Origin of the sequence: Amycolatopsis sp. NPDC059027, assembly GCF_042739735.1 — a bacterium.
Lineage (GTDB): Bacteria > Actinomycetota > Actinomycetes > Mycobacteriales > Pseudonocardiaceae > Amycolatopsis.
Map to the genome: position 1 here is coordinate 56,488 of NZ_JBHYIK010000043.1, position 23,520 is coordinate 80,007.

The 23,520-nt window shown below is 69.0% G+C and carries 22 protein-coding genes; 12 read left to right on the forward strand and 10 right to left on the reverse strand.

Annotated features, from left to right (window positions below; genetic code table 11):
• Nucleotides 1-18 precede the first annotated feature (18 nt).
• Genes iolC through ACFWY9_RS27635 form a run of 5 tightly spaced genes read right to left on the reverse strand, consistent with a single transcriptional unit; the run spans nucleotide 19 to nucleotide 4,676 of the window.
• The gene (gene iolC, locus ACFWY9_RS27615) at nucleotides 19-951 is read right to left on the reverse strand and encodes a 5-dehydro-2-deoxygluconokinase (protein ID WP_378329119.1); all 933 of its coding nucleotides are present in this window, start codon (nucleotides 949-951) and stop codon (nucleotides 19-21) included.
• The gene (locus ACFWY9_RS27620; protein ID WP_378329120.1) at nucleotides 948-1,727 is read right to left on the reverse strand and encodes an ATP-binding cassette domain-containing protein; all 780 of its coding nucleotides are present in this window, start codon (nucleotides 1,725-1,727) and stop codon (nucleotides 948-950) included. The genes iolC and ACFWY9_RS27620 overlap by 4 nt, the downstream gene beginning before the upstream one ends.
• Nucleotides 1,724-2,758: an ABC transporter permease gene (locus ACFWY9_RS27625; protein WP_378329121.1), complete on the reverse strand. Its 1,035-nt coding sequence runs from the start codon at nucleotides 2,756-2,758 to the stop codon at nucleotides 1,724-1,726. Before ACFWY9_RS27625 ends, ACFWY9_RS27620 begins: the two co-directional genes overlap by 4 nt.
• Entirely contained in the window at nucleotides 2,755-3,738 is a 984-nt protein-coding gene (locus tag ACFWY9_RS27630) for a substrate-binding domain-containing protein (RefSeq protein WP_378329122.1), read from the reverse strand. Before ACFWY9_RS27630 ends, ACFWY9_RS27625 begins: the two co-directional genes overlap by 4 nt.
• Before the next feature lie 26 nt (nucleotides 3,739-3,764).
• Complete coding sequence (locus ACFWY9_RS27635) at nucleotides 3,765-4,676, reverse strand: sugar phosphate isomerase/epimerase family protein (protein ID WP_378329123.1); 912 nt, start codon at nucleotides 4,674-4,676, stop codon at nucleotides 3,765-3,767.
• Between the two features lie 105 nt (nucleotides 4,677-4,781).
• Here ACFWY9_RS27635 and ACFWY9_RS27640 point away from each other — a divergent pair, with 105 nt between their 5' ends.
• The 4 genes from ACFWY9_RS27640 to ACFWY9_RS27655 all read left to right on the forward strand — a co-directional run bounded on the left by ACFWY9_RS27640 (nucleotide 4,782) and on the right by ACFWY9_RS27655 (nucleotide 9,022).
• On the forward strand, nucleotides 4,782-5,795 hold the full coding sequence (locus ACFWY9_RS27640) for a LacI family DNA-binding transcriptional regulator (protein WP_378329124.1): 1,014 nt from the start codon (nucleotides 4,782-4,784) through the stop codon (nucleotides 5,793-5,795).
• Nucleotides 5,792-7,285, forward strand: a complete 1,494-nt coding sequence (locus tag ACFWY9_RS27645) for a CoA-acylating methylmalonate-semialdehyde dehydrogenase (RefSeq protein ID WP_378329125.1) — start codon at nucleotides 5,792-5,794, stop codon at nucleotides 7,283-7,285. The genes ACFWY9_RS27640 and ACFWY9_RS27645 overlap by 4 nt, the downstream gene beginning before the upstream one ends.
• 38 nt (nucleotides 7,286-7,323) lie before the next feature.
• On the forward strand, nucleotides 7,324-8,325 hold the full coding sequence (locus ACFWY9_RS27650) for a Gfo/Idh/MocA family oxidoreductase (RefSeq protein WP_378329126.1): 1,002 nt from the start codon (nucleotides 7,324-7,326) through the stop codon (nucleotides 8,323-8,325).
• Between the two features lie 70 nt (nucleotides 8,326-8,395).
• Nucleotides 8,396-9,022, forward strand: coding sequence for a hypothetical protein (locus ACFWY9_RS27655; protein ID WP_378329127.1), 627 nt, complete (start codon nucleotides 8,396-8,398; stop codon nucleotides 9,020-9,022).
• Here ACFWY9_RS27655 and ACFWY9_RS27660 read toward each other — a convergent pair.
• Complete coding sequence (locus tag ACFWY9_RS27660; RefSeq protein WP_378329128.1) at nucleotides 9,019-9,600, reverse strand: TetR/AcrR family transcriptional regulator; 582 nt, start codon at nucleotides 9,598-9,600, stop codon at nucleotides 9,019-9,021. The two genes, ACFWY9_RS27655 and ACFWY9_RS27660, sit on opposite strands and share 4 nt — an antisense overlap.
• 61 nt (nucleotides 9,601-9,661) lie before the next feature.
• Here ACFWY9_RS27660 and ACFWY9_RS27665 point away from each other — a divergent pair, with 61 nt between their 5' ends.
• Both ACFWY9_RS27665 and ACFWY9_RS27670 read left to right on the forward strand, forming a co-directional pair.
• Nucleotides 9,662-10,195, forward strand: a complete 534-nt coding sequence (locus tag ACFWY9_RS27665) for an SRPBCC family protein (protein WP_378329129.1) — start codon at nucleotides 9,662-9,664, stop codon at nucleotides 10,193-10,195.
• Complete coding sequence (locus tag ACFWY9_RS27670) at nucleotides 10,192-10,668, forward strand: GNAT family N-acetyltransferase (RefSeq protein WP_378329131.1); 477 nt, start codon at nucleotides 10,192-10,194, stop codon at nucleotides 10,666-10,668. The genes ACFWY9_RS27665 and ACFWY9_RS27670 overlap by 4 nt, the downstream gene beginning before the upstream one ends.
• Here ACFWY9_RS27670 and ACFWY9_RS27675 read toward each other — a convergent pair.
• From ACFWY9_RS27675 to asnB, 4 genes are all read right to left on the reverse strand, one after another.
• On the reverse strand, nucleotides 10,665-10,955 hold the full coding sequence (locus ACFWY9_RS27675) for a hypothetical protein (protein ID WP_378329132.1): 291 nt from the start codon (nucleotides 10,953-10,955) through the stop codon (nucleotides 10,665-10,667). The genes ACFWY9_RS27670 and ACFWY9_RS27675 overlap by 4 nt on opposite strands.
• A gap of 84 nt (nucleotides 10,956-11,039) precedes the next feature.
• Complete coding sequence (locus ACFWY9_RS27680) at nucleotides 11,040-11,546, reverse strand: hypothetical protein (RefSeq protein ID WP_378329133.1); 507 nt, start codon at nucleotides 11,544-11,546, stop codon at nucleotides 11,040-11,042.
• Nucleotides 11,547-11,617: 71 nt separating this feature from the next.
• Complete coding sequence (locus ACFWY9_RS27685; RefSeq protein WP_378329134.1) at nucleotides 11,618-12,877, reverse strand: DUF222 domain-containing protein; 1,260 nt, start codon at nucleotides 12,875-12,877, stop codon at nucleotides 11,618-11,620.
• A gap of 575 nt (nucleotides 12,878-13,452) precedes the next feature.
• The gene (gene asnB / locus ACFWY9_RS27690) at nucleotides 13,453-15,294 is read right to left on the reverse strand and encodes an asparagine synthase (glutamine-hydrolyzing) (protein ID WP_378329135.1); all 1,842 of its coding nucleotides are present in this window, start codon (nucleotides 15,292-15,294) and stop codon (nucleotides 13,453-13,455) included.
• A gap of 364 nt (nucleotides 15,295-15,658) precedes the next feature.
• Here asnB and kdpF point away from each other — a divergent pair, with 364 nt between their 5' ends.
• Genes kdpF through ACFWY9_RS27720 form a run of 6 tightly spaced genes read left to right on the forward strand, consistent with a single transcriptional unit; the run spans nucleotide 15,659 to nucleotide 23,469 of the window.
• Nucleotides 15,659-15,760, forward strand: coding sequence for a K(+)-transporting ATPase subunit F (gene kdpF, locus ACFWY9_RS27695; RefSeq protein WP_345389302.1), 102 nt, complete (start codon nucleotides 15,659-15,661; stop codon nucleotides 15,758-15,760).
• A gap of 36 nt (nucleotides 15,761-15,796) precedes the next feature.
• Nucleotides 15,797-17,458: a potassium-transporting ATPase subunit KdpA gene (gene kdpA / locus ACFWY9_RS27700; protein WP_378329136.1), complete on the forward strand. Its 1,662-nt coding sequence runs from the start codon at nucleotides 15,797-15,799 to the stop codon at nucleotides 17,456-17,458.
• A complete protein-coding gene (gene kdpB / locus ACFWY9_RS27705; protein WP_378329137.1) occupies nucleotides 17,455-19,557 on the forward strand; it encodes a potassium-transporting ATPase subunit KdpB in 2,103 nt (700 codons plus the stop codon). The genes kdpA and kdpB overlap by 4 nt, the downstream gene beginning before the upstream one ends.
• Nucleotides 19,558-19,562: 5 nt before the next feature.
• Complete coding sequence (locus ACFWY9_RS27710; RefSeq protein WP_378329138.1) at nucleotides 19,563-20,174, forward strand: potassium-transporting ATPase subunit C; 612 nt, start codon at nucleotides 19,563-19,565, stop codon at nucleotides 20,172-20,174.
• A 5-nt stretch (nucleotides 20,175-20,179) separates the two neighbouring features.
• Nucleotides 20,180-22,777, forward strand: a complete 2,598-nt coding sequence (locus tag ACFWY9_RS27715) for a DUF4118 domain-containing protein (protein WP_378329139.1) — start codon at nucleotides 20,180-20,182, stop codon at nucleotides 22,775-22,777.
• The gene (locus ACFWY9_RS27720) at nucleotides 22,774-23,469 is read left to right on the forward strand and encodes a response regulator (RefSeq protein WP_378329140.1); all 696 of its coding nucleotides are present in this window, start codon (nucleotides 22,774-22,776) and stop codon (nucleotides 23,467-23,469) included. The genes ACFWY9_RS27715 and ACFWY9_RS27720 overlap by 4 nt, the downstream gene beginning before the upstream one ends.
• Nucleotides 23,470-23,520: the final 51 nt, after the last annotated feature.

The following is a 23,520-nucleotide window of genomic DNA, read 5'->3' on the forward strand; positions in this document are numbered from 1 at the left end:
AGGCGGCATCAGAAACAGTCACGACAACAACTCCTCGATCTCGTGCGCGGTAGGCATCGCGTCGGCGCAGGCCAGCCGGGAGGCGACCAGCGCGCCCGCCGCGTTGGCGTAGGTCGCGATACGCACCGGATCCCAGCCGGACAGCAGTCCGTGGATCACCGCCCCGCCGAACCCGTCCCCGGCGCCGAGGCCGCACACGACCTCGACTCGCTGGGGCGGCACGGTCCACCGGCCCTCCGCGGTCGCCACCAGAACCCCGTCGGCACCCTTCTTGATCACCGCCAGCGTGACACCCCTGGCCAGCATGCGCGAGGCCGCTTCGTCGGGGTCGGCGGTCCCGACGGCGACCTCGGCCTCGGCGCGGTTCCCGACCGCGACGCTCACGTGGCTCAGCATCCACCCGATCTCGGCCCGCGCGGTTTCGACGTCGGGCCAGAACATCGGCCGGTAGTCCAGATCCAGCACGGTGTGCTCGCGACGCCCGCGGTGCTCCAGCATCTTGCGCTGCGTCGTCCGCGCCGGTTCGGTGGAGACGCCCGTCCCGGTGACCCACAGCAGCGGCACCGACTCGACGACCTCCCAGGGCACCTCGTCCTCGGTGATCGTGAGATCGGGCGCGATCGGGGAACGGTAGAACAGCAGCGGTGGATCGGCGGGCGGGTTCAGTTCGCAGAACACCACCGGTGTCTGCAGTTCCGGCGACGTCCCGACGTACTCGGGTGAGACGCCGAAACCGGACAACGCTTCTCGCACGTAGCCGCCGAAGCCGTCCGGCCCGACCTTGGTGAGCACGGCGGTGCGGCGGCCGAGCCGGGCGGCCGCGACCGCGACGTTGGTCGCGGTGCCGCCGAGCGACTTGGCGAACGTCGACACCCCCGTCAGCGGCACCCCGCTCTGCTCGGGGTAGAGGTCCACCCCGACCCGGCCGACGGTCAGCGCCTCCAGTCTCATGTGGACTCCACCTGCCGCAGTTCGTGTTCCAGCGCTTCGAGTTCCGCGCCGCCCGCCATCTGCCGCGTCAGCTCCGGCAGGGTGATATCGGCTTTTTCGTACGAACCCAGCGCCGCGCCCCGCTTGAGCAGGAGGAACCGATCGCCGACCGGATAGGCGTGGTGCGGGTTGTGCGTGATCAGCACGACGCCGAGGCCGCGGTCCCGTGCCTGCGCGACGTACTTGAGCACGACCCCGGCCTGTTTGACGCCGAGCGCGGCGGTCGGCTCGTCGAGGATCAGGACCTTCGCGCCGAAGTACACCGCACGGGCGATCGCGACGCACTGCCGTTCGCCGCCGGAGAGCGTGCCCACCGGCTGCTCGACGTCCCGCAGATCGATGCCCATGTCGGCCAGCGCCTTCTTCGTCGTCTCGCGGCCCTTCCTCCGGTCCAGCGCCCGGAACGGGCCGAAGCCGACGGTCGGTTCCGAGCCGAGGAAGAAGTTCCGCCAGACGCTCATCAGCGGGACGACGGCGAGGTCCTGGTAGACCGTCGCGATGCCCCGGTCCAGCGCCTCGCGCGGGGAGGCGAACCGGACCGGCCGGCCCTCCACTGTGTACTCGCCGTGGTCGTGCTGGTGCACCCCGGCGAGGATCTTGATCAGCGTCGACTTGCCGGCGCCGTTGTCGCCGAGCACGCAGGTGACCTCGCCCGCATTGACCACAGTGGACACGTCACGCAGCGCGATGACGCTGCCATAGGTCTTGCCGACGTCGGTGACTTTGATGAGATTCATCGCCGTACCCTCTCCGCGCGACGCCGGAAGGCGTTGTTGACCAGGACCGCGGCGAGCAGCATCACGCCGAGGAAGAGCATGAACCAGTCGCTGTCCCAGCGGGCGAACACGATGCCCTGCCGGGCCATGCCGAAGATCAGCGCGCCGATCGCGGCGCCGATCGCCGAGCCGAAGCCGCCGGTGAGCAGGCAGCCACCGATCACCGCGGCGATGATGTACTGGAACTCCAGCCCGATGCCCTGGTTGGCCTGGACGCTGGCGAAGCGCAGGATGTTGATCGAGCCGACCAGCCAGGCCGCGAGCGCGGTGGTCATGAACAACAGGATCTTCGTGCGCACCACGGGCACGCCGACCGCGCGCGCACTGGCCGCCGACCCGCCGACCGCGAAGATCCAGTTCCCGAACCGGGTGCGGACCAGCAGCCACGCGGCCACCAGCGCGAACCCGATCCACCACACGATGGAGATCTGGAACGGTGTACCGCCGATGTCCACAGTGGACGCGAAGACGAAACCGGAGGACGCGTAGCCGTCGGCCGAGCGCATTCCCGACACCTGCACGGTGCCGGTGACCAGCCGGGTCACGCCGAGGTTGAGGCCCTGCAGGGCGAGGAAAGTGCCGAGCGTGACGATGAAGCTCGGCAGGCCGGTCTTCAGCACCAGCCAGCCGTTGAACGCGCCGACGCCGAGCGCGAACACCAGCGAGACCAGCAGTGCGAGCCAGACGTTCCAGCCCGCCTGCGTCGCGAGGATCGCGGTGACCAGCGAGGTGGACGCCGTCATCACGCCCGCGGACAGGTCGAACTCGCCGCCGACCATGAGCAGCGACACCGCGACGGCCATGATGCCGAGCGTCGACGCGTCGTCGAGCCAGGTCGCTACGCCGCTCGCGCTGAAGAACTGGTCCGTGACGAGCGTGAAGAACAGGAAGACGACGACGGCGCCGAGCAGCGCGCCGATCTCCGGGCGGATCACGAGCCGATCCAGCAGACGTGGCCTGGCCACGCGTTCGTCGAGTGTTGTCGTGGTCATCGGGTGCCCCTTTGCACGTACCGGCCGACCTTGTCCACAGTGGATTTGTCGACCAGGTCGGGGCCGGTGAGCACCGGCTTCCCGCCGCCGACGACATTGGCGTTGTCCCGGTACAGCTTCAGGTACGTCACCGGCAGATAGCCCTGTTCGTACTGCTGCTGGTCGACCGCGAACTGGACCTCGCCCGCCTTGATCGCTGCCACCACGTCGGAGTTGAGGTCGAACGTGCCGACCTGCGCCTTCGAGCCCGCCGACTTGATCGCGCTCACCGCGCGGGCCGCGACCTGGGAGTTCAGCGTGAGCACCGCGTCGAGCGCGGAGTCCGTCTGGACCGCGCCACGGATGCGGGATTCGGCGTCGGCCGGGTTGCTGATGTCCACCTGCAACGTCTGGACGTCGCCGCCGAAGCCGGCTTTCGCGCCGTCACAGCGCTGCGCCTGGCCGACGTTGCCCGCCTCGTGGATCACGCACAGCAGCTTCTTCTTGCCGAGCGCCTTGAACTTCTTCCCCGCCTCCTGCCCGGCGATCGCCTCGTTCTGCCCGACGTGCGTCAGCGCGCCGTAGCCCGCGCTCCTGTCCTCGCCGGAGTTGATGGTGATCACCGGGATGCCCGCGCGCACGGCGGCCTCGATGGACGGCTTGAGCGCCTCGGGGTTGGCCATCGATACCACCAGCCCGCCGACGTGCTGGGCGACCGCGTTGTCGATCAGCTTGGCCTGGTTGCCGGGATCGCCGTCGGAGTTGTATTCGACGCCGACGTTCAGGTCCTTGCCCGCCTGCTCGGCGCCGTTCTTGACCACGTTCCAGAACGCGTCGCCCGCGGTGCCGTGCGTGATGACCGCGACGCGCAGCGGCCCGGTGTCGGCGGGCGCGGGCGCGCCTGTGGCGGCCTTGGGCTCGGCCGCCGGGCCGGTGCAGGCCGACAGCAGCAGCAAACCCGCTGCCGCCATCAGTCCCGCGATGAAGCGATGGGACCTCATCGTCTCTCCTCGCTCTGCTGTCTTCGCTATACCGCTGTCCGGCGGCTGATCACCGCACGCAGGTACGCCAGGCTCGTGGCCACGTCCCGTTTCGGAAGATCCACCGGGCTTTCCTCGCTCAACGCGGTGTCCTGTTCCAGGACGTACCACCCGTCGTAGCCCGCCTCGTGAACGAACCCGACCATCGCGTCGATGTCTACGTCTCCTTCACCGAGCGGAACATACAACCCGGCACCGACAGCTTCGGTGTAGCCGACCCGTCCGGCACGCACGTCCTCGGCGAGTTTTCCGTTGACATCCTTGAGATGCAGGTGCCCGACACGGTCCGGATGACGTTTCGCGAGTTTCACCGGATCGGTGCCTCCGATGAGCAGATGCCCGGTGTCCAGGCACAGCGGAAGATCCGAATCGGCGAGGAACCGTTCGACCTCGCGCTCGGTCTCCACCTGAGTGCCGACGTGCGGATGCAACACGGTCGTGAGGCCGTGTTCCGTTGCGACGTCACGGATTTTCGCGGTGGTGTCGATCAGTGTCGCCCACTCGTCGCCGGACAGCGGTGGCCGTTCGTCGTAGCCCTCGAGCCCGGTCGCGGCGGCGAGCACGAGGACTTCCGCGCCACACGCGGCGAACAACGCGGCGGACTCCTCGGCCTCGGCCAGCGCGGCATCGGCGTCCGCGTGCAGGACGACGGCGAGGAACCCGCCGATGAGGTTCAGCTCGTACTCGCAGAGCAGGGCGCGGAGATCGCCGGGTTCACGAGGAAGGTAGCCGGGCGGGCCGAGCTCGGTGGCACGGATGCCCAGCTCCGCCATCTCGCCCAGCACGGTCGGCGCGTCGAGTACCCGGCCCCAGCCGGGCACTTCGCACACGCCCCACGAGATGGGCGCGGCGGCGATGCGGATCCCGGGCGACGTGGCGGGCATGGACGGCACTGTCATCGACTCTCCAGCCGGTCGGGGTTAGAGCGCTCTATTGATTAGAGCGCTCTAATCTTGTAGCGTCCGTCACAGCGAAGTCAAGGGCCGATTCGGAAGGGGGCGCCGATGACCCGGCCGACCATGGAGGACGTTGCCGAGCGGGCGGGTGTCTCGCGCGCTCTCGTCTCGCTCGTGATGCGGAATTCTCCCAAGGTCTCCGATCAGCGCCGTGCCGCCGTGCTCAAGGCGGCCGAGGAGCTGGGATATCAGCCGCACGTGATGGCGCGGTCACTGGCCAGCCGGACCTCGACCGTGGTCGGCGTGATGGTTTCCGATCTCCGCAACGCCTTCTTCGCCGACGTGGTGGAGGGGCTCGACGCCGCGGCGCAGGCGGCGGGCTTCGACCTGATCCTCAACACCGGCGGCCGCAGCCCGTCCCGTGAACGCGCCGCGCTACGTAGTCTTCTCTCCTTTCGTCCGGCCGGTGTCGTGCTGCTTTCGCCGGTCGCGCCCGCGTCCGCGATCGACGCGGCGGCCGGGCAGTGCCCGGTAGTGCTGGTTTCACGCACCTCCCGCGCATCGGGAGTGGACACCGTGAACGACGACGGCGAGGCGGGCGCCGCGATGGCCGTCGAACATCTCGTCGCACTGGGCCACCGGCGGATCGCGCATCTCGACGGCGGGGGCGCGGCGGGTGCCGCGGCCCGGCGCAAGGGATTCGGCCAGGCCATGCGCGCGCACGGCCTGGAGCCGATCGTCGTACGCAGCGAGCACACCGACACCGCGGGTGAGAAGGCGGTACGGGAGCTGTTGTGCCGGTACCCGAGGGCCGAACTGCCGACGGCGTTGCTGGCGGGCAACGACTTCAACGCGGTCGGCGCGATTTCGGCGCTGGAGGAGGCCGGGTTCACCGTACCGGGGGACGTCTCCGTCGTCGGCTACGACAACACTTCACTCGCCGCGCTCCGGCACGTCTCACTGACCACTGTGGACCAGCCGAGAACCGAAATGGGCAGGCTGGCCTTCGAAGCCCTGCTGGAGCGGGTCCGCGGCGAACGCGCCGAACCGGTCCGGCACCAGCTGCATCCCCGCCTGGTGGTCCGGTCGACCACCACGAGCCCGCAAGGAGAAACCCCGTGACCGAACTCGTCCCGCACTGGATCGACGGCGCCCGCACCCCGGGGGTGTCCACCCGCCGCGGCGAGGTCTTCCAGCCCGCGACCGGGGCCGTCGCCCGCCAGGTCGCGCTGGCCGATGTGTCCGATGTGGACACCGCGGTCGCCTCGGCGGTCAAGGCCGCGCAGGACTGGGCGGAGACGTCGCTGACCACGCGGACCCGGATCCTGTTCAAGTTCCGCGAGCTGGTCGACGCGCACCGCGACGAACTGGCCCGTTTGATCACCGCCGAGCACGGCAAGGTGCTCGCCGACGCGGCGGGCGAGGTCCAGCGCGGCCTCGAAGTCGTCGAGTTCGCCTGCGGTATCGCGCATCTGCTCAAGGGCGAGCATTCCGAGCAGGTCTCGCGCGGCGTCGACGCGTACTCGATCCGCCAGCCGCTCGGCGTCGTCGCCGGGATCACGCCGTTCAACTTCCCGGTCATGGTCCCGATGTGGATGTTCCCGATCGCCATCGCGTGCGGGAACACGTTCGTGCTCAAGCCTTCCGACCGCGATCCGTCGGCGTCGCTGCGGCTGGCCGAGTTGTTCACCGAAGCGGGCCTGCCGCCGGGCGTGCTCAACGTCGTCCAAGGCGACGCCGAGGCGGTGAACGCGCTGCTGGCGCACCCGGACATCGCCGGGGTGTCGTTCGTGGGCTCGACACCGATCGCCCGGCACGTCTACGAGACCGGCACGCGCCACGGCAAGCGGGTCCAAGCGCTGGGCGGGGCGAAGAACCACATGATCGTGCTGCCGGACGCGGACATCGCGGGCGCGGCCGACGCGGCGGTGTCGGCGGGTTACGGCAGCGCGGGCGAGCGTTGCATGGCGATCTCCGTCGTGGTCGCGGTGGGGCGCACCGGCGACGAGCTGGTCGAGGCGATCGCCGAACGCACCCGCGCGCTCACCACCGGCCCCGGCGTCGACGAGGATTCGCAGATGGGCCCGGTGGTCACCGGCGCCGCCCGTGACCGCATTCTGTCCTATGTGGACGCCGGGGAACGGGCGGGCGCGGCACTCGTGGTCGACGGCAGGGGCCTCGCACCGGAAGGCCACGAGGACGGCTTCTGGATCGGACCGACGTTGTTCGACCACGTCACCCCGGAGATGTCCGTCTACACCGACGAAATCTTCGGGCCGGTGCTCGCCGTGGTGCGCGCGGAGTCGTTCGAGGCCGCGCTGGAACTGGTCAACGCCAACCCATATGGCAACGGCACCGCGATCTTCACCACTGACGGCCTTGCCGCGCGGGAGTTCGAGCGCCGCGTCACGGCCGGGATGGTCGGCATCAACGTGCCCATCCCGGTTCCCATGGCGTACTACTCCTTCGGCGGCTGGAAGGACTCGCTCTTCGGTGACACGCACGTCCACGGCGCCGAAGGCGTGCGGTTCTACACCCGGGCCAAGGCGGTCACCTCGCGGTGGCCGCGGCAGGCACACGGCGTCGACCTCGGATTCCCCACACACCGCTGAGCAGCGACTTCAGAACAGTGACTTCAAGGAGGGCAGCAATGAAGCTGGGACTGGCGGGCACCGGCCGGATCGGCACGTCGCACGCGGAAACGTTGAAGGGCTTCGACGAGGTCAGTGAGGTCGTCGTCGCCGATGTCGACGCCGGGCGCGCGCGGGCTGCCGCCGCGAAGCTCGGAGTCACCGCTGTGGAGAGCATCGACGCACTCTTCGGGGCCGGGCTCGACGGCTTGGTCGTCACGGCGGCGACCGATGCGCATCCCGCGCTGATCACCCGGGCCGTCGACGCGGGTCTCCCGGTGTTCTGCGAAAAGCCGGTGGCCGTGGACCTCTCGGGCACGCTGGCCGTAATCGAGCACATCACCGGCTCCGATGTACCGGTGCAGATCGGTTTCCAGCGGCGCTTCGACGCGGGGTACACCGCGGCGCGGGCCGCGGTGGCTTCGGGGGAATTGGGCTGGTTGCACACGGTACGGGCGACGACGCTCGACGCCGCGCCTCCGCCCGCGGAGTACGTTCCGCATTCCGGCGGGTTGTTCCGCGACTGCGGGGTGCACGACTTCGACATCATCCGCTGGGTCACCGGCCGCGCGGTGACGGAGGTGTACGCGCGAGGAGCCAACCGGGGCGAGCGGTTCTTCGCCGACGCGGGAGACGTCGACACCGGCGCGGCGACGTTGACGCTGGACGACGGCACGCTCGTCACGGTGTCGCTGAGCCGGTACAACGGCGCGGGCCACGACGTGCGGCTCGAAGTGCTGGGCTCGGTGGCGAACGTCGTGGTCGGGCTGGACGACCGGGTGCCGTTGCGCTCGGTCGAACCCGGCGTGCCCGCGCTGCCGGGCCCGGTCTATCCGGGGTTCATGGAGCGCTTCCGGCCCGCGTACACCAGCGAGCTGAAGACATTCCTCGACGTCGTCGCACGGCGCGCCGAAAGCCCGTGCGGGGTCCTCGACGCGTTGGAGGCGTTCTACATCGCCGAAGCCTGCGAGCTTTCGCGTCGCGAACGCCGTCCGGTCACCGTGGCCGAAGTCCGCCGTTAGCCTCCCGCGGCGGACGCCGGACTGACAGACTCGGGTGCTGCCGTTCGAGCACTGTCAAGGAGGACCCGGTTTGACGTTCGCCGTGGGCATTTTCGACCTGTTCCTCTACGCGGTCCCCGGCGCGTGCCAGCTCGCGTTCCTGGTCTATCTGGGAGCGCGGCTGCACGTCGTCGACGTCGCCCGCCTGTCCTCGCTGCCCGCCGTGCTGCTGCTGGTGGCCGTCGTGGTCGTCAGTTACGTCCTGGGGCACCTCGTCAACGCGCTGTGGGCGGTGGTGAGCCGGGTGCTGCCGATGCGGAGCGGGCGGCAGACGGCCAAGGAGTCCTTCCTCGCGCGGAACCCGCAGGTCCGGGAGCGTGCCTACATCCACGCCGACCCGGCGTTGCTGCGGCAGGGGGTGGCGGTGCAGGACAAGGAGGCCGCCGCGCAGATCGACCGGCTGATGTCCCAGGGCCTGATGGTGCGGAACCTGACCCTGCCGCTCTCGTTCGGGTTCGTGGCCGCCGTGGTCGAGCTGATCGCCGGCGGGCACCGGATCCTGGCCGCCTGCTGCGCGGTGCTGCTGGCGGCCGCGGTGGCCGGGGCGTACCGGGAAGGGCGCAAACTGGTGCGCTGGGCCGATCTGCGGACCTGGGAGACCTGTTTCTGGATGCCGGAGCTGGACACCGTGCTCGATCCCGCCGACGACGCGAGCTAGGGCCGGAGCAGCTTGCGGACAGTGCGGGCGACGAGATCGGCCGCACGCGGCGGGGGAGTGCGGCCGGCGGACAGATAACGGTGGACCACGGCGCGCGGAATTTCGACCAGCGCCAGCACCACCTCCTCGTCACTGCTTCCGGTGATCCCTGGCAGTTTCGACGTCGCCTTTTTCAACGCCGCCTTGAGTTCTTCGTCCGCCTTGACGGTTTCGGCGACGGCGGTCGCCGACCAGTCCGCCGGGCCGAAGGTGTGCTTGCCCGCGTCCAGCACCCGCGCGGCCGCCGGGTTCTTGCGGCACCACAGGACGACGCCCGAGGCCGCTTCGGCTGCTGCGTCCACGGACTCCGCGTCGCCGAGCGCGGTGACGAACGTGCTCTGGAAGTCGCGCAGCGTGCGGAGCCAGAGTTCGGACAGCAGGGCCGGGCGGTCGGGGAACCGGTGGTAGACCGAGCCGCTCGGCGCGCCGGTGGCCTTCGCGACGGCCGCCATGGTCACCGCGCGGACACCCCCTTCGGCGAACAACGCCGCCGCGGCGTCGAGGAACTGCGCGCTGGTGTGAGTCGGGGGCCTGCCCATGTTGTAGAGACTATGCTCTAATACGTTCTAGAGGAAAGTCTCTAGAACGGAGTTTGCTGCCATGGCGGTCTACAACGTGCATTCCCGGCGGTTCGACGTCCCCGCGGCCCGGGCGGGGAAGCTGCTGGACACCCTGGCCTCCGCGGACGACCGGCTGTGGCCGATCGAGGACTGGCCGCCGATCCGGTTCGACGGCCCGCTCGTGCCCGGGGCGAGGGGTGGGCATTCGTCGGTCCGGTACTTCGTGGAGTCGGCCGTTCCGGGCAGCGCCGTGCGGTTCCGGTTCACCGCGCCACGGGGACTCGACGGCTTCCACGAGTTCGTCGTCCTGCCCCGTGGTGAGGATGCCTGCGAACTGCGGCACGTCCTCGCCGGACGGCTTTCCGGCTCGGCGCTGGTGACCTGGCCGCTGTTCTGGCGCCCGATGCACGACGCCGTTCTGGAGCAGTTGCTGGACAACGCCGAACGGGCGCTGACCGGCGGGATCGCGCGCCCGTCGGTGTGGTCGCCCTACGTCCGCTTCCTGCGGTCGCTCGCGCGCGCGGCTCAAATCCGTTCGCCGCGTTCTTCGCCGGATGCGAAGCTCGGGGTGTGACCGACGTACGCCTGACCCCGCTGGACGAGGAGTCCCTCGCGAGGCTGCTCGACGCGGCCGTGACCGACGCGGACCCGCTGGAGGTGATGTCGCCGATCGAGGGCCCGCCCGGGTGGACCGCCGAGCGGCGTGCCGCGTTCCTCGCCTTCCACCGGCGACGGTCCCTCGACCCGGCCACCGCCGTGGAGACCACCTGGGTGATCGATGTCGACGGCCGCGCCGTGGGGGCCGCCCGGCTGGAGCCGGCGGGCGACGCCGTCGAAGCCGGGATCTGGCTGGGCCGATCAGCCCGGGGCCAGGGCGTCGGACGGCAGGTTGTGACCGCACTGCTCGACGCCGCGCGTACCGGTGGCGCTACCCGCTTCGTCGCCTCGACGACCACGGGCAACGCCGCCGCGCGGCGCCTCCTCACGAACGCGGGCGCCGACCTCGCCGTCCACGGCGGCGACGTCGATGCCACGTTGGACCTCTAGAGCCGGGGAATGACCTCGGCGCGGACATACTCGTCGGCGTCCCGGTCGCCGATGTGCGGGCCCTGGACGATGGTGACGCCCTTGGCGTTTGCGGCGGCCAGCAGCTTCTCTCGCGAGGGCGGTTCGACGCCGCCGCCGAGGATGAGCGCCGAGACATCACCCTCGGCGATGCGGGCCAGCGCGGCCTCGTCGGTGGTCATTCCCTCGGCGGAGTGACCGGCGGCCGAGATCGCCGCCACCACCTTGGTCACGATCCGCGGGTTCCGGCCGAGCAGCAGTACGGTCATGGTTGCCTCCTCTCTACCAGTCTGGGACCTCGAGTTATCTGGAGGTCAAGTCCGGCGCCGCGGGTGCGCTGGTGGCCGCGGGCGTCAGGCGAATCCTTCGTCGCGCATGCGGATCGTGCTGGTGGGGCCGTCGGGGCCGTGGACGCCGAAGTACCACCAGTGTCCGGCGGGCGCGGGTGGGTACTTCCTCTGGATGATCTTCACCAGCGCCTCACCGAGGGTGATGATCGGTGTGGTGCTCAGCTGTTCATGACCGCGCCAGATCACCGTGCGGCCGTCGAGCAGGCGCCGGCCTGATGCTTCCTCGGCGGTGACTGCCATCCGCGCGGCCAGTCGTTCGCAAGCCTTCTCGATCAGGCTGATGAACTCGTTCTCGTGCCCGTCGGCCCACTCGTCGAGGGGAAGCCCGTGCTCGGCTCCGACTATCGCGTGGATGCGCAACTCGCGTGTGAGCGCCGTCAGCCAGCTGTCCGTGTCCTGCGGGGCCGGCTCTTCGGCGGCCTTGGCCATCTCGGCGAGCAGAATCGAAGAACTGACGTCGCAGGCCCAGAAATCGAAGCCGTTGTACTCACCGGCCACTGTGCTGCTCATGCGAACACCTTCTCAGGTGAGCACTCCGACTGTCATCTGAGTTGGGGATCTCATCTTCGGGAGTATTCGGCTTAGGTTCGTAGGTGGATGGTGTTGCGGCGTGGTGTGCGGGTGGCGTCCAGCCAGGTGGGCGGTACGAACTCGGGTAGTCCGTCGGTGGTGATGCGGACTTCCCATTGGGAGTGGTGGATGAGCTTGTGGTGGATGGAACAGAGGAGGACGAGATTGTCTACTTTGGTCTCGCCGTGGTGTGCCCAGTAGGTCACGTGGTGTGGTGTGCAACGGTAGGTGGGGGCATCGCAGCCGGGGAAGGCGCAGCCGCCGTCGCGGCGGGTGAGGGCGCGGCGGATGGCGGGGGTGGCGAGGCGTTGGGCTCGGCCGACGTCGAGGGGTTCGCCGTGCGTGCCCAGGACCATGGGGATGATTTTGGCGTCGCAGGCGAGGCGTCGTGCTTCGGATGCGGTGATCTCGCCGAGCAGATCAAGAGTGGCCTGTCCGATCCCGGTTCGTAGTTCTTTGAGTCCGATGGTGACGACGATGTGGGTGGCTTCTCCGGCCTGCGTGGGCAGGTCGGGATGTTCGGCCCACATCCGCACCAGCTCCGAGAACGCGCACCCGCGTCGTTCCCACTGGGTTCGGGTATCGCGCCCCTCCTCTTCGGTAGCCGGACGGGGTTTCGCCAGGGGATCCAGCATCGCCTGAAGCCGGGCGGAGGTCTCGTCGTCCACCCGGGCCTTGATCTGATGCCCGCCATCCCGATGTGGAGCGATCGAGAACTCCGGCTGGAAGGGTTTCGGTTCCCGGGTTTTGGGTTCGCGTCCGTCGGGATCGAGTTGGGCGAGCAGGCGTCGTCCGGCGGCACGGATTTCTCGGGGTCCGGCGGCGCGGGCGAGTTCGGCGAGGATCTTCTCGGCCTGCTCCCGCTGATCCGCCGGGGCTGTTTTGGGGAGTTTGTCGAGGACGCGGAGGATTTCGTCGATCTGGGCGGCGCCGATCGCGCCCTCGGCGGCGGCCTGCGCAGTGGCAGGCGCGTCAGGTGGCTGTTCGCCGGTGGTGAGATCGCGGGTGCCGTTCAACGCGAGCGCCCGTGCTGCGCGTGCTTTCGCTTCGGCGTAGGGGATGTTCAGCGTCTCCTGCAACAGTCGCACCAGACTCCCGTACCCGGTGGTGTCGCGGATACCGCGTCGTTCCAGCTCGGCCATCACCTCACCCTGCACAGCAGCCTCGCGCCGCTGCACCGACTCGGACTCCAAGAGCCGTGTCAGCAGGCAGCCGACATCGACGCGCCACCACTCGGTGCGCGTTGCGGAGATGTTGCTGTCGACTGCCACAACATCAACGATACGCCGCCCGATCGAACATGTGTGCTATCGATCGGGTGAACCTGTGGGATGTTGTTTTCTTTGTGCAGCAACGAAAACAAGCGATACTCGCTGTGAGCTAACACTGACGCTTCGATCGCGGTGAACATGCGGGTGCCGTGCGCGCCGCATTCTTCGAGATGCGTCGAAGGTAGTGAAGGGAGGGGCCCTTGAGGGCGCTGAGCCCTGAACACGCCGATCGGGGACACGTCCGGAGGGCGTTCTTCGTGCATAGCGAGTCGAAAGTTGGATCCAGGCTGAGTGTTGTGAAGGTTCCCTCGAGGGCCTTCGGCCAACTCGGAATGTGGTGCTCACGGGCTCGCTGTGATGTGGGAGCTGTGGCGGTGACAAGGCGGTAGCGCCGTGATGGATCAGTGTCCATAGAGGACAAACGAGCCCGCCCGGCGCGAAGAAGCCGCTGGGGCGGACATTCCCGCGCTTCGCCTTCGGCGTAAGGCGGCCAACGGCGGCGGCGCAAAGATTCGTGGGTGTCTCCTTGAGGGGCCCAGAGTCCCTCAAGGAGACACCCACGGACCGTCAGCCCCTCAGGAAGCCTGGATTTCCGGGCGATACATGTCGATCCAGTGATACAGGTCGAGCGTGCGGTCGACACCGGCGCGTACGGCCGGGTCCATCGTCGCCGCGTCCAGTTCGGACACTCGCCGCAGCCAGCCGCGGTCCACCAGGTCGAACACCTGGTGTCCCGGCTCGGCGAGCACCTCCTTGGCCTGCTGCTGCAACGCGATCGCGTAGCCGGGGTCCTGTGTGGACGGATACGGGCTCTTCACCCTGTCCCGCACCGAATCCGGCAGGACGTGCTTGGTCGCGTGCCGCAGCAGGCTCTTTTCCCTGCCGTCGAAGGTCTTGAGCGACCACGGCGTGTTGTAGACGTACTCGACCAGCCGGTGGTCGCAGAACGGGACGCGGACCTCCAGCCCGACGGCCATCGACGCGCGGTCCTTGCGGTCGAGCAGCAGTCGCACGAAGCGGGTCAGGTGCAGATGGCAGATCGTGCGCATCCGCGCTTCCTGCTCCGTCTCGCCGTCGAGGTGCTCGACGTTCCCGACCGCGCTCGCGTACTGGTCGGCGATGTAGGCAGGCACGTCCAGTTTCGCCGCGAGGCCCTGATCGAGCATCTGGGTCCGCTCGCTCATCAGCGCGTTCCGGAAGGCCAGCCACGGGAACGTTCCCGACCGTACCGCGGTTTCGTCGTGGAACCAGCGGTAGCCGCCGAACACCTCGTCCGCCGACTCACCGGACAGCGCCACCGTCGACTCGCCGCGGATGGCCTTGAACAACAGGTACAGCGACATGTCGAGGTCGCCCATGCCCGACGGGATGTCCCGCGCGGTGAGCACCGCGCGGCGGATCGCGGGGTCGCTCAGCTCGGCCGGGTTGAGCATGACGTCCTGGTGCGCGGAGCCGACCAGCTTGGCGACATCCCGGATGAAGGGCGAGTCCGGGGTGTCGCGCATCTCGTCCGGCTTGAAGTTCTCCTCCTGGCCGAAGAAGTCGACCGAGAACGTCCGCAGCTGCTCGCCCTGTTCGGCCAGCCGGGCGGCGGCCAGACCGGTGACGGCGCTGGAGTCGAGCCCGCCGGACAGCAGCACGCAGCGCGGGACGTCCGCGACGAGCTGCCGGTTGACGATGTCGGTCATCAGCTCCCGTACGCGGGCGACCGTGGTCTCCTGGTCGTCGGTGTGCGGCCTCGCGTCGAGCTTCCAATACGTCCGCGTGCGCACGCCCTCACGGGAAACCGTGACGATCGTGCCCGGTTCGACCTCGCTCATGCCCTTCCACAGCGACCAGCCGGGTTGCTTGGTGACGCCCATCAGCTCGCGCAGGCCGTCGAGGTCGACGACGCGCGCTGCCAGCGAGTTCGCCAGGATCGCCTTCGGCTCGGAGCCGAACAGCACGCCGTCGCGGGTGGGGTAGAAGTAGAACGGCTTGATGCCCATCCGGTCGCGGATCATCACGAGCTTGTCGTCGCGTTCGTCCCAGATCGCGAAGGCGTACATGCCGTTGAGGTGCTCGGCCACCGCGTCGCCCCACTGCAGGTAGCCGTGCAGGACGACCTCGGTGTCGCTGTCGGTCTCGAAGGTGTGGCCGAGTCCGCTCAGTTCCTCGCGCAGTTCGGTGAAGTTGTAGGCCTCACCGCTGTACACCATGGCCACCGTGCCGTTCGGGGTGGCGACGCTCATCGGCTGCTTCCCGCCGGGGAGGTCGATGATCGCCAGCCGCCGGTGCCCCAGCGCGACGTGCGTGCGGACCCAGGTGCCGGAGTCGTCCGGACCCCGGCAGGACATGGTCTCGGTCATGGCGTCGATGTCGGCCTGGCGCCGGGTCAGGTCGGCGTCGTAGGCGACCCAGCCAGCGATACCGCACATGTGCTACCTCCTACAGTTGCTTAGTAAAGACAACTATTCGTAATGTCGTTGTAACACCCCTCGTGCCGCTTGTCTGCCCGTTATGTCCGCACCGCTGAGAGATCACTCGGTTGCTGACCGTCACTTCGGCTCGTGGCGGCCGTCACGAGCCGTCAAGGGCGCGTAAATGCCCACTTCCGGGGCGTCAAGGAGGCGTCAGGCGGTGTCGATTACCTCCCGCGACGGCCGCACAGTTGCGGCGTCCACTGGTCACCCGCTGGGTGACCTGTCCTGAGAGGTGCCTCGTGGCCGACTTGCTCTACGCCCTTCTGCTGATCGGCGTTTTCGGAGTGCTCGCGCTGACCCTGCGCGGTTTGGAGAAGCTGTGAACGGCGTGGGCGTGGCCGCCAACGTGATCGGCGGGGTGCTCGCACTGGGGTTGATCGTTTATCTCTTCATCGCGCTGATCAAGCCGGAGAAGTTCTGATGCGCTTCGTCGCACGTTGTCCCGCGGAGGAGCGGAATGAGTGACACAGCGGCCGGCTTCCTGCAAGTCGGCCTTCTTCTTGTCGCCTTGGCAGTGGTCTACAAACCACTCGGCGACTACATGGCCAAGGTCTTCTCGACGGAGAAGCACCTGAAGGTCGAAAAAGGCCTCTACAAGGTGGCCCGCGTCGACCCGGACACCGAGCAGCACTGGAAGACCTACGCCTCGGGCGTGCTCGGGTTCTCGTTCGTCGCGATCATCCTGCTGTACCTGCTGCAGCGGCTGCAGTCGATCCTGCCGTGGAACTTCGACCGGGGCGCGGTGTCGCCCGGCGTCGCGTTCAACACGGCCATCAGCTTCGTCACCAACACGAACTGGCAGTCCTACACGCCCGAGTCGACCATGGGCCACTTCGTCCAGATGGCCGGGCTCACGGTGCAGAACTTCCTGTCCGCCGCGGTCGGCCTCGCCGTCGCGATCGCGGTGACCCGCGGGTTCATCCGCTCGAAGACCGATCGGATCGGCAACTTCTGGGTGGACCTGACCCGCGGTACCGTCCGGATCCTGCTGCCGATGGCGTTCGTCTTCGCGATCGTGCTGATCGCACTCGGCGTGGTGCAGAGCCTCAAGTCCGGCATCGACGTCGTCAACCCGGACGGCAGCTCCAGCAGGATCGCGCTGGCCCCGGCCGCGAGCCAGGAGGTCATCAAGGAACTCGGCACCAACGGTGGCGGTGTCTTCAACGGCAACTCCGCGCACCCGTTCGAGAACCCCAACGCGTGGACCAACCTGATCGAGATCTTCCTGATCCTGGTCATCCCGGTCTCGCTGACCCGCACCTTCGGCAAGCTCGTCGGCAAGACGAAGCAGGGCTACGTCCTGCTGAGCGTCATGGGCGCGCTGTGGGGCCTGATGCTCGTCGGGATCTGGTGCGCCGAGGCCTTCACGAAGAGCCCGGCCGCGCTGGCCGCCGGAGCGAACATGGAGGGCAAGGAACAGCGCTTCGGGATCGGCCTGACGTCGATCTTCGCGGACACCACCACCGGGACGTCCACCGGCGCGGTCAACGGCATGCACGACAGCCTGTCCGGCGCGGGCGGCGGTGGCACGTTGCTGAACATGCTGCTCGGCGAGGTCTCGCCGGGTGGTGTCGGCACCGGCCTCTACGGCATCCTGGTGATGGCCGTCATCGCGATGTTCCTGGCCGGGTTGATGGTCGGCCGGACCCCGGAGTACCTGGGCAAGAAGCTCGGCAAGCGCGAGGTCACCTGCGCGGCGATCTCCATGCTGGCGATGCCGACCGTGATGTTGCTCGGCTCGGCGATCGCCCTGCTGCTGCCCGGAACGTCGGGCGCGATGTCCAACAGCGGCCCGCACGGGCTGTCGGAGGTCCTCTACGCCTACGCGTCGGCGAGCAACAACAACGGAAGCGCTTTCGGCGGTCTCACCGTGACCAACGACTGGTTCCAGGCCTCGCTGGGCGTGTGCATGACCCTCGGCAGGTTCATCCCGATCGTCGCCGTGCTGTGCCTGGCCGGATCCCTTGCCGCGCAACGGAAGGTGCCCGAGACCGCGGGCACGCTGCCCACCACCGGGCCGCTCTTCGGCACGATGCTGGCCGGCACCATCGTCCTCGTCGCGGCCCTCACGTTCATCCCGGCGCTCGCGCTCGGGCCCATCGCGGAGGCGTTGGCATGACCACCACAACGGAAACACCCCGGCGGACCCCGGAGGAGGAGACCCAGCACCACGTCGAGAACGCGGGCCGGGTCGGCGCCGGGATCTTCAACCCGCGCCAGCTCTGGACGTCCCTGCCGGACGCCCTGCGCAAGCTGAACCCGAAGCACCAGCTCCGCAACCCGGTGATGTTCGTGGTGTGGGTGGGCTCGGTGCTGGTCACCGTGTTCGCCATCACCGATCCGAGCGTGTTCACCATCCTCATCGCGATCTGGCTGTGGTTCACGGTCCTGTTCGCGAACCTCGCCGAGGCGGTGGCCGAGGGCCGCGGCAAGGCGCAGGCGGAAACGCTGCGCAAGGCCAAGAAGGAAACCGTCGCGCGGCGCCTGAACGAGGACGGCTCCGAGGAGTCCGTCCCCGGCGTGGAGCTGCGCATCGGCGACCTCGTCGTGGTCGAGGCCGGACAGGTGATCCCCGGCGACGGCGACGTCGTCGAGGGCATCGCGACGGTCGACGAATCGGCCATCACCGGTGAGTCGGCCCCGGTCATCCGCGAGTCGGGTGGCGACCGGTGCGCGGTCACCGGCGGCACCACGGTGCTGAGCGACCGGATCGTCGTCAAGGTCACGACCAAGCCCGGCGAGTCCTTTGTGGACCGCATGATCGCGTTGGTGGAAGGCGCTTCCCGGCAGAAGACGCCGAACGAGATCGCGCTGACGATCCTGCTCTCGACGCTGACCATCATCTTCCTGCTCGCCGTCGTGGCGCTGCAGCCGATGGCGGGTTACTCGGGCAGCCAGCAGTCGGTGATCGTGCTGACGGCGTTGCTCGTCTGCCTGATCCCGACGACGATCGGCGCGCTGCTCTCGGCGATCGGTATCGCCGGTATGGACCGGCTGGTGCAGCGCAACGTGCTGGCCACCTCCGGCCGCGCGGTCGAAGCGGCGGGCGACGTCAGCACCCTGCTGCTGGACAAGACCGGCACGATCACCTTCGGCAACCGGCGCGCGACCGAGCTGATCCCGGTCGGTGAATCCACTGTGGACGATCTGGCCGCGGCGGCCCGGCTCTCCAGTCTCGCCGACGGAACGCCCGAGGGACGCAGCATTCTCGAACTCATCGAGGAACGGCACGGGCTCCCGCAGGTCGCGAACGAGGACGAGAAGCTCGGCGAGTTCGTCCCCTTCACCGCGCAGACCCGGATGAGCGGCATCACCTTCGGCGAGCGCGAGGTTCGCAAGGGCGCCACCGGTTCGGTGCGCGAATGGGTGCGCGAGCGCGGCGGCGACATGCCGGACGAGACCGAACGCGTCGTCGACGAGATCTCCCAGCAGGGCGGGACCCCGCTGGTGGTCGCGGAGACGACGGGCGGGAAAGCGTTCGTGCGCGGTGTGATCCGGCTGTCCGATGTGGTCAAGCCGGGGATGAAGGAGCGCTTCGAAGAGCTGCGCGCGATGGGCATCAAGACGGTGATGATCACCGGCGACAACCCGCTCACCGCGAAGGCCATCGCAGAGGACGCGGGCGTCGACGACTACCTCGCCGAGGCCAAGCCCGAGGACAAGATGGCGCTCATCAAGAAGGAGCAGGAGGGCGGTCGCCTGGTCGCGATGACCGGTGACGGCACCAACGACGCTCCCGCACTGGCGCAGTCCGACGTCGGCGTCGCGATGAACACCGGTACCTCCGCCGCGAAGGAGGCGGGGAACATGGTGGACCTCGACTCCGACCCGACGAAGCTGATCGAGATCGTGGAGATCGGCAAGCAGCTGCTGATCACCCGCGGCGCGCTGACGACGTTCAGCGTCGCCAACGACCTCGCGAAGTACTTCGCCATCCTGCCCGCGATGTTCACCGGCATCTTCGCGCAGCTGGGCGCGCTCAACATCATGCACCTGGCGACACCGAAGTCGGCGATCCTCTCGGCGGTCATCTTCAACGCGCTCGTCATCGTCGCGCTGATCCCGCTGGCGCTGCGCGGCGTCCGGTACCGCCCGTCCACCGCGTCCGCGCTGCTGCGGCGCAACCTGCTGATCTACGGCCTCGGCGGCATCGTCACCCCGTTCCTCGGGATCTGGGTGATCGACCTGCTGGTGCGGCTCATTCCCGGGATTGGTTGATTGTCATGAAGGCTCTTCTCAAGCAGACCGGTGCCGGGCTGCGCGTCCTGATCGTGATGACGGTGCTGCTCGGCGTCATCTACCCGCTCGCGGTGTGGGCGGTGTCCCGGATCCCGGGGCTGCAGGACAACGCCGAAGGCTCGGTCGTCACGCAGAACGGCCAGGCGGTCGGCTCCTCGCTCATCGGGATCGACCCGGTGGCCAAGGATCCGGCGAACGACCCGTGGTTCCACACCCGGCCGTCGGCCACCGCGAAGGACGTGCTCGGCCCCGGCGACCCGTCGACCTCCGGCGCGTCCAACAAGGGCCCGTACAACCAGGACCTGGTGGACGCGATCACCAAGCGGAAGGACCTCATCGCCCAGCGAGAGGGCGTCAAACCCGATCAGGTGCCCGCCGACGCGGTGACCGCGGACGCCGCCGGTGTCGACCCGACGATCAGCGTCGCCTACGCGGACCTGCAGATCGCCAGGGTGGCGCGGGTTACAAGGCTGCCCGAGGCGAAGGTCCGCGAGCTGGTCGAACAGAACACCGGCGGTGCCGGGATCGGCGTCCCCGGGGTCAATGTGCTGAAGGTCAACCTGGCCGTGCGGGCCGCGGCCGGAGGGGCACACTGACAGTCGTGGACAACGACAGCACACGCCCGAAGCCGCGCCGGGGAGAACTGCGGATCTACCTCGGCGCGGCGCCGGGCGTCGGCAAGACCTTCGCGATGCTCGGCGAGGCGCGACGGCGGCTCGACCGCGGCACCGACGTCGTCATCGGGCTGGTGGAAACCCACGGCCGCAAGAAGACCGCGGAGCTGATCGAAGGACTGGAACTCGTGCCGCGGCGGCGGTTCACCCACCGCGGGCACGAGTTCACCGAGATGGACGTCGACACGTTGCTGGCGCGCAAGCCCGAGGTCGCCGTCGTCGACGAACTCGCGCACACCAACGTGCCCGGTTCGCGCAACGAGAAGCGCTGGCAGGACATCGAGGAACTCCTCGAGGCCGGGATCGACGTGCTGTCCACGGTCAACGTGCAGCATCTGCAGAGCCTCAACGACGTCGTCCAGCGCATCACCGGCGTGCCCCAGCAGGAAACCGTGCCGGACGAGGTGGTGCGGCGCGCCGAGCAGCTCGAACTGGTCGACATCACGCCCGAGGCGCTGCGACGCCGTCTTGCGCACGGGAACATCTACTCGGCCGAGCGGATCGACGCGGCGCTGGGCAACTACTTCCGGCCGGGCAACCTCACCGCGCTGCGCGAGCTGGCCCTGCTGTGGGTCGCCGACCAGGTCGACGTCGCGCTCCAGCGCTACCGCGCCGAGCAGCGGATCACCGACACCTGGGAAACCCGCGAACGGGTGGTCGTGTCGATCACCGGTGGCCCGGAGAGCGAGACGCTGATCCGGCGCGCGAGCCGGATCGCCACCCGCGCCGGTGCCGAACTCCAGGTCGTGCACATCCTGCGCGGGGACGGGCTGCGCGGGATCAGCCCGACCGCGATGGCCCGCTGCCGCAAGCTGACCGAGGAGGTCGGCGCCACCTTCCACACTGTCGTCGGCGACGACGTGCCGGACGCGCTGCTCGACTTCGCGCGCGGCGTCAACGCCACGCAGCTCGTGATCGGCACGTCCCGGCGATCGCGGGTGGCGCGGCTGTTCGACGAGGGCATCGGCGCCGCGGTGGTCCGGGATTCCGGGCCGATCGACGTGCACATGGTCACGCACGAGGAGGCGGGCGGGAAGCTGCCCGCGCGGCTGGGCAAGAGCCCGCTCAGGCCGACCCGCCGCGTCATGGGCTGGGTGCTTTCGGTGCTCCTGCCCGCGGTCGTGACCTTCGCCGGCGTCCAGTTCCAGCAGGCGCTGGAGTATCCCACGAACGTGATGGACTACGTGCTCGCCACGGTCGTCGTCGCGCTGGTCGGCGGGCTCGGTCCGGCGCTCGTGGCCGCGGTGCTCGGCGCCGGGCTGCTCAACTTCTTCTTCACCCCGCCGCTGTACACGCTCAACGTGCACACGCCGGAAAACGTGGTGACGCTCATTTCGATGATGGTCGTCGCGGTGCTGGTCGCGATCGTCGTCGACTCGGCCGCGCGCCGGGCCACGCAGGCGGCGCAGGCTCGGACCGAGGCGTCGCTGCTCGCCTCGTACGCGCGCACCGTGATGACCCATGCGAACCCGATCGAGCGACTGCTGGAGAAGGTGAAGGAGAACTTCGGCCTGACGTCGGTGACGCTGCTGGAGAAGCAGAAGGGGGAGTGGACGAAGGTCGCGTGCTCGGGCGGCGATCCGTGCAAGGACCCCGACGACGCCGACATCGACATCGCGGTCACCGCGGACGTCCACCTGACGCTGGTGGGCCGGGTGCTGCCCGCCTCGGACCGCCGGGTGCTGGAGGCCGTGGCGGGGCAGTCGCTGCTCGCGCTGCGCCAGCAGCGGACGGCGGCCGCGGCGGCCAAGGCCGAGCGCAAGGCGGCCGCGACCGAGCTGCGCACGACGTTGCTCTCGGCGGTCGGGCACGATCTGCGGACCCCGCTCACCTCGATCAAGGCGTCCATCGGCAGCCTTCGCGCGCCAGACCTGTCACTGTCCGAAGAGGACAACGCGGAGCTGCTGGAGACCATCGAGGAGTCGGCGGACCGGCTGGCCGGGCTGATCGACAACCTGCTCGACTCGTCCCGGCTGGCCACCGGCGCGGTGCGTCCGCATCTGCGGCCGGTCGGCTTCGACGAGGTCGTCAGCCACGCACTGACCAATGTGGACGGTTCGGGCTCGGTGGTCGTCGCTGTCGACGACGCGCGGCTGCCGTCGGTGCTCGCCGATCCGGGGCTGCTGGAGCGGGTAGTGGCGAACGTGCTGGACAACGCGTTGCGCCATGGCGCGAATCCTGCCGGGGAACCGGTCGCGGCCCGGGCCAGCGCGCATTCCGATCACGTCGAGCTGCGCATCGTCGACCACGGCAGGGGGCTGCGGAAGGGCACGGCCGAGTCCGCGTTCGCACCCTTCCAGCGGCTCGGCGGCGACCGTGATTCCACGCCGGGCGTGGGGCTGGGACTGTCGGTGGCGAAGGGGTTCACCGAGGCGATGGGCGGCTCGATCCGCGCCGAGGACACCCCGGGCGGCGGGCTGACCGTGATCATTTCCCTGCCCGCCTACCGCGGACAGGATCCGGAGAAGGACCTCCTCGCACGCGATCATGAGCTCGAGGACGACGACAGGGAGACGGTGCGATGAGCCCGGACAACGCGACGGTGCTGGTCGTCGACGACGAGCCGCAGATCGTGCGGGCGCTGCGGATCAACCTGTCCGCGCGCGGCTACAAGGTGATCACCGCGCACGACGGCACCGCCGCGCTCAAGGCGGTCGCCGAGACGAAACCGGACGTCGTCGTGCTCGACCTCGGCCTGCCGGACCTGGACGGCACCGAGGTGATCGCCGGGCTGCGCGGCTGGACGACGGTGCCGATCATCGTGCTGTCCGCGCGCTCCGACTCGGCCGACAAGGTGCACGCGCTGGACGCCGGCGCCGACGACTACGTCACCAAGCCGTTCGGGATGGACGAGCTGCTCGCGCGGCTGCGTGCCGCCGTCCGGCGTTCCGCCGTGTCCGGTGTGGACGGTGTGGAAGCCGTGGTGGACACCGGTTCCTTCACCATCGACCTCGCGGCGAAGAAGGTGCGGCGCGAGGGCAAGGAAGTCCATCTCACCAAGACGGAGTGGGGCGTGCTGGAGCTGCTGGTGCGCAACCGGGGGCGGCTGGTGGCGCAGAAGCAGCTGCTGCACGAGGTGTGGGGCCCGTCGTACGAGACGGAATCGCACTACCTGCGCGTGTATCTCGCGCAGCTGCGGCGGAAGCTGGAGCCGGAACCCTCGCGCCCGCGCCACCTGCTCACCGAACCGGGCATGGGCTACCGCTTCGAGGTCTGAGCCACGCACTTGCCGTTAAGGCCACCTTACGGGCGTCAGACGCCCGTAAGG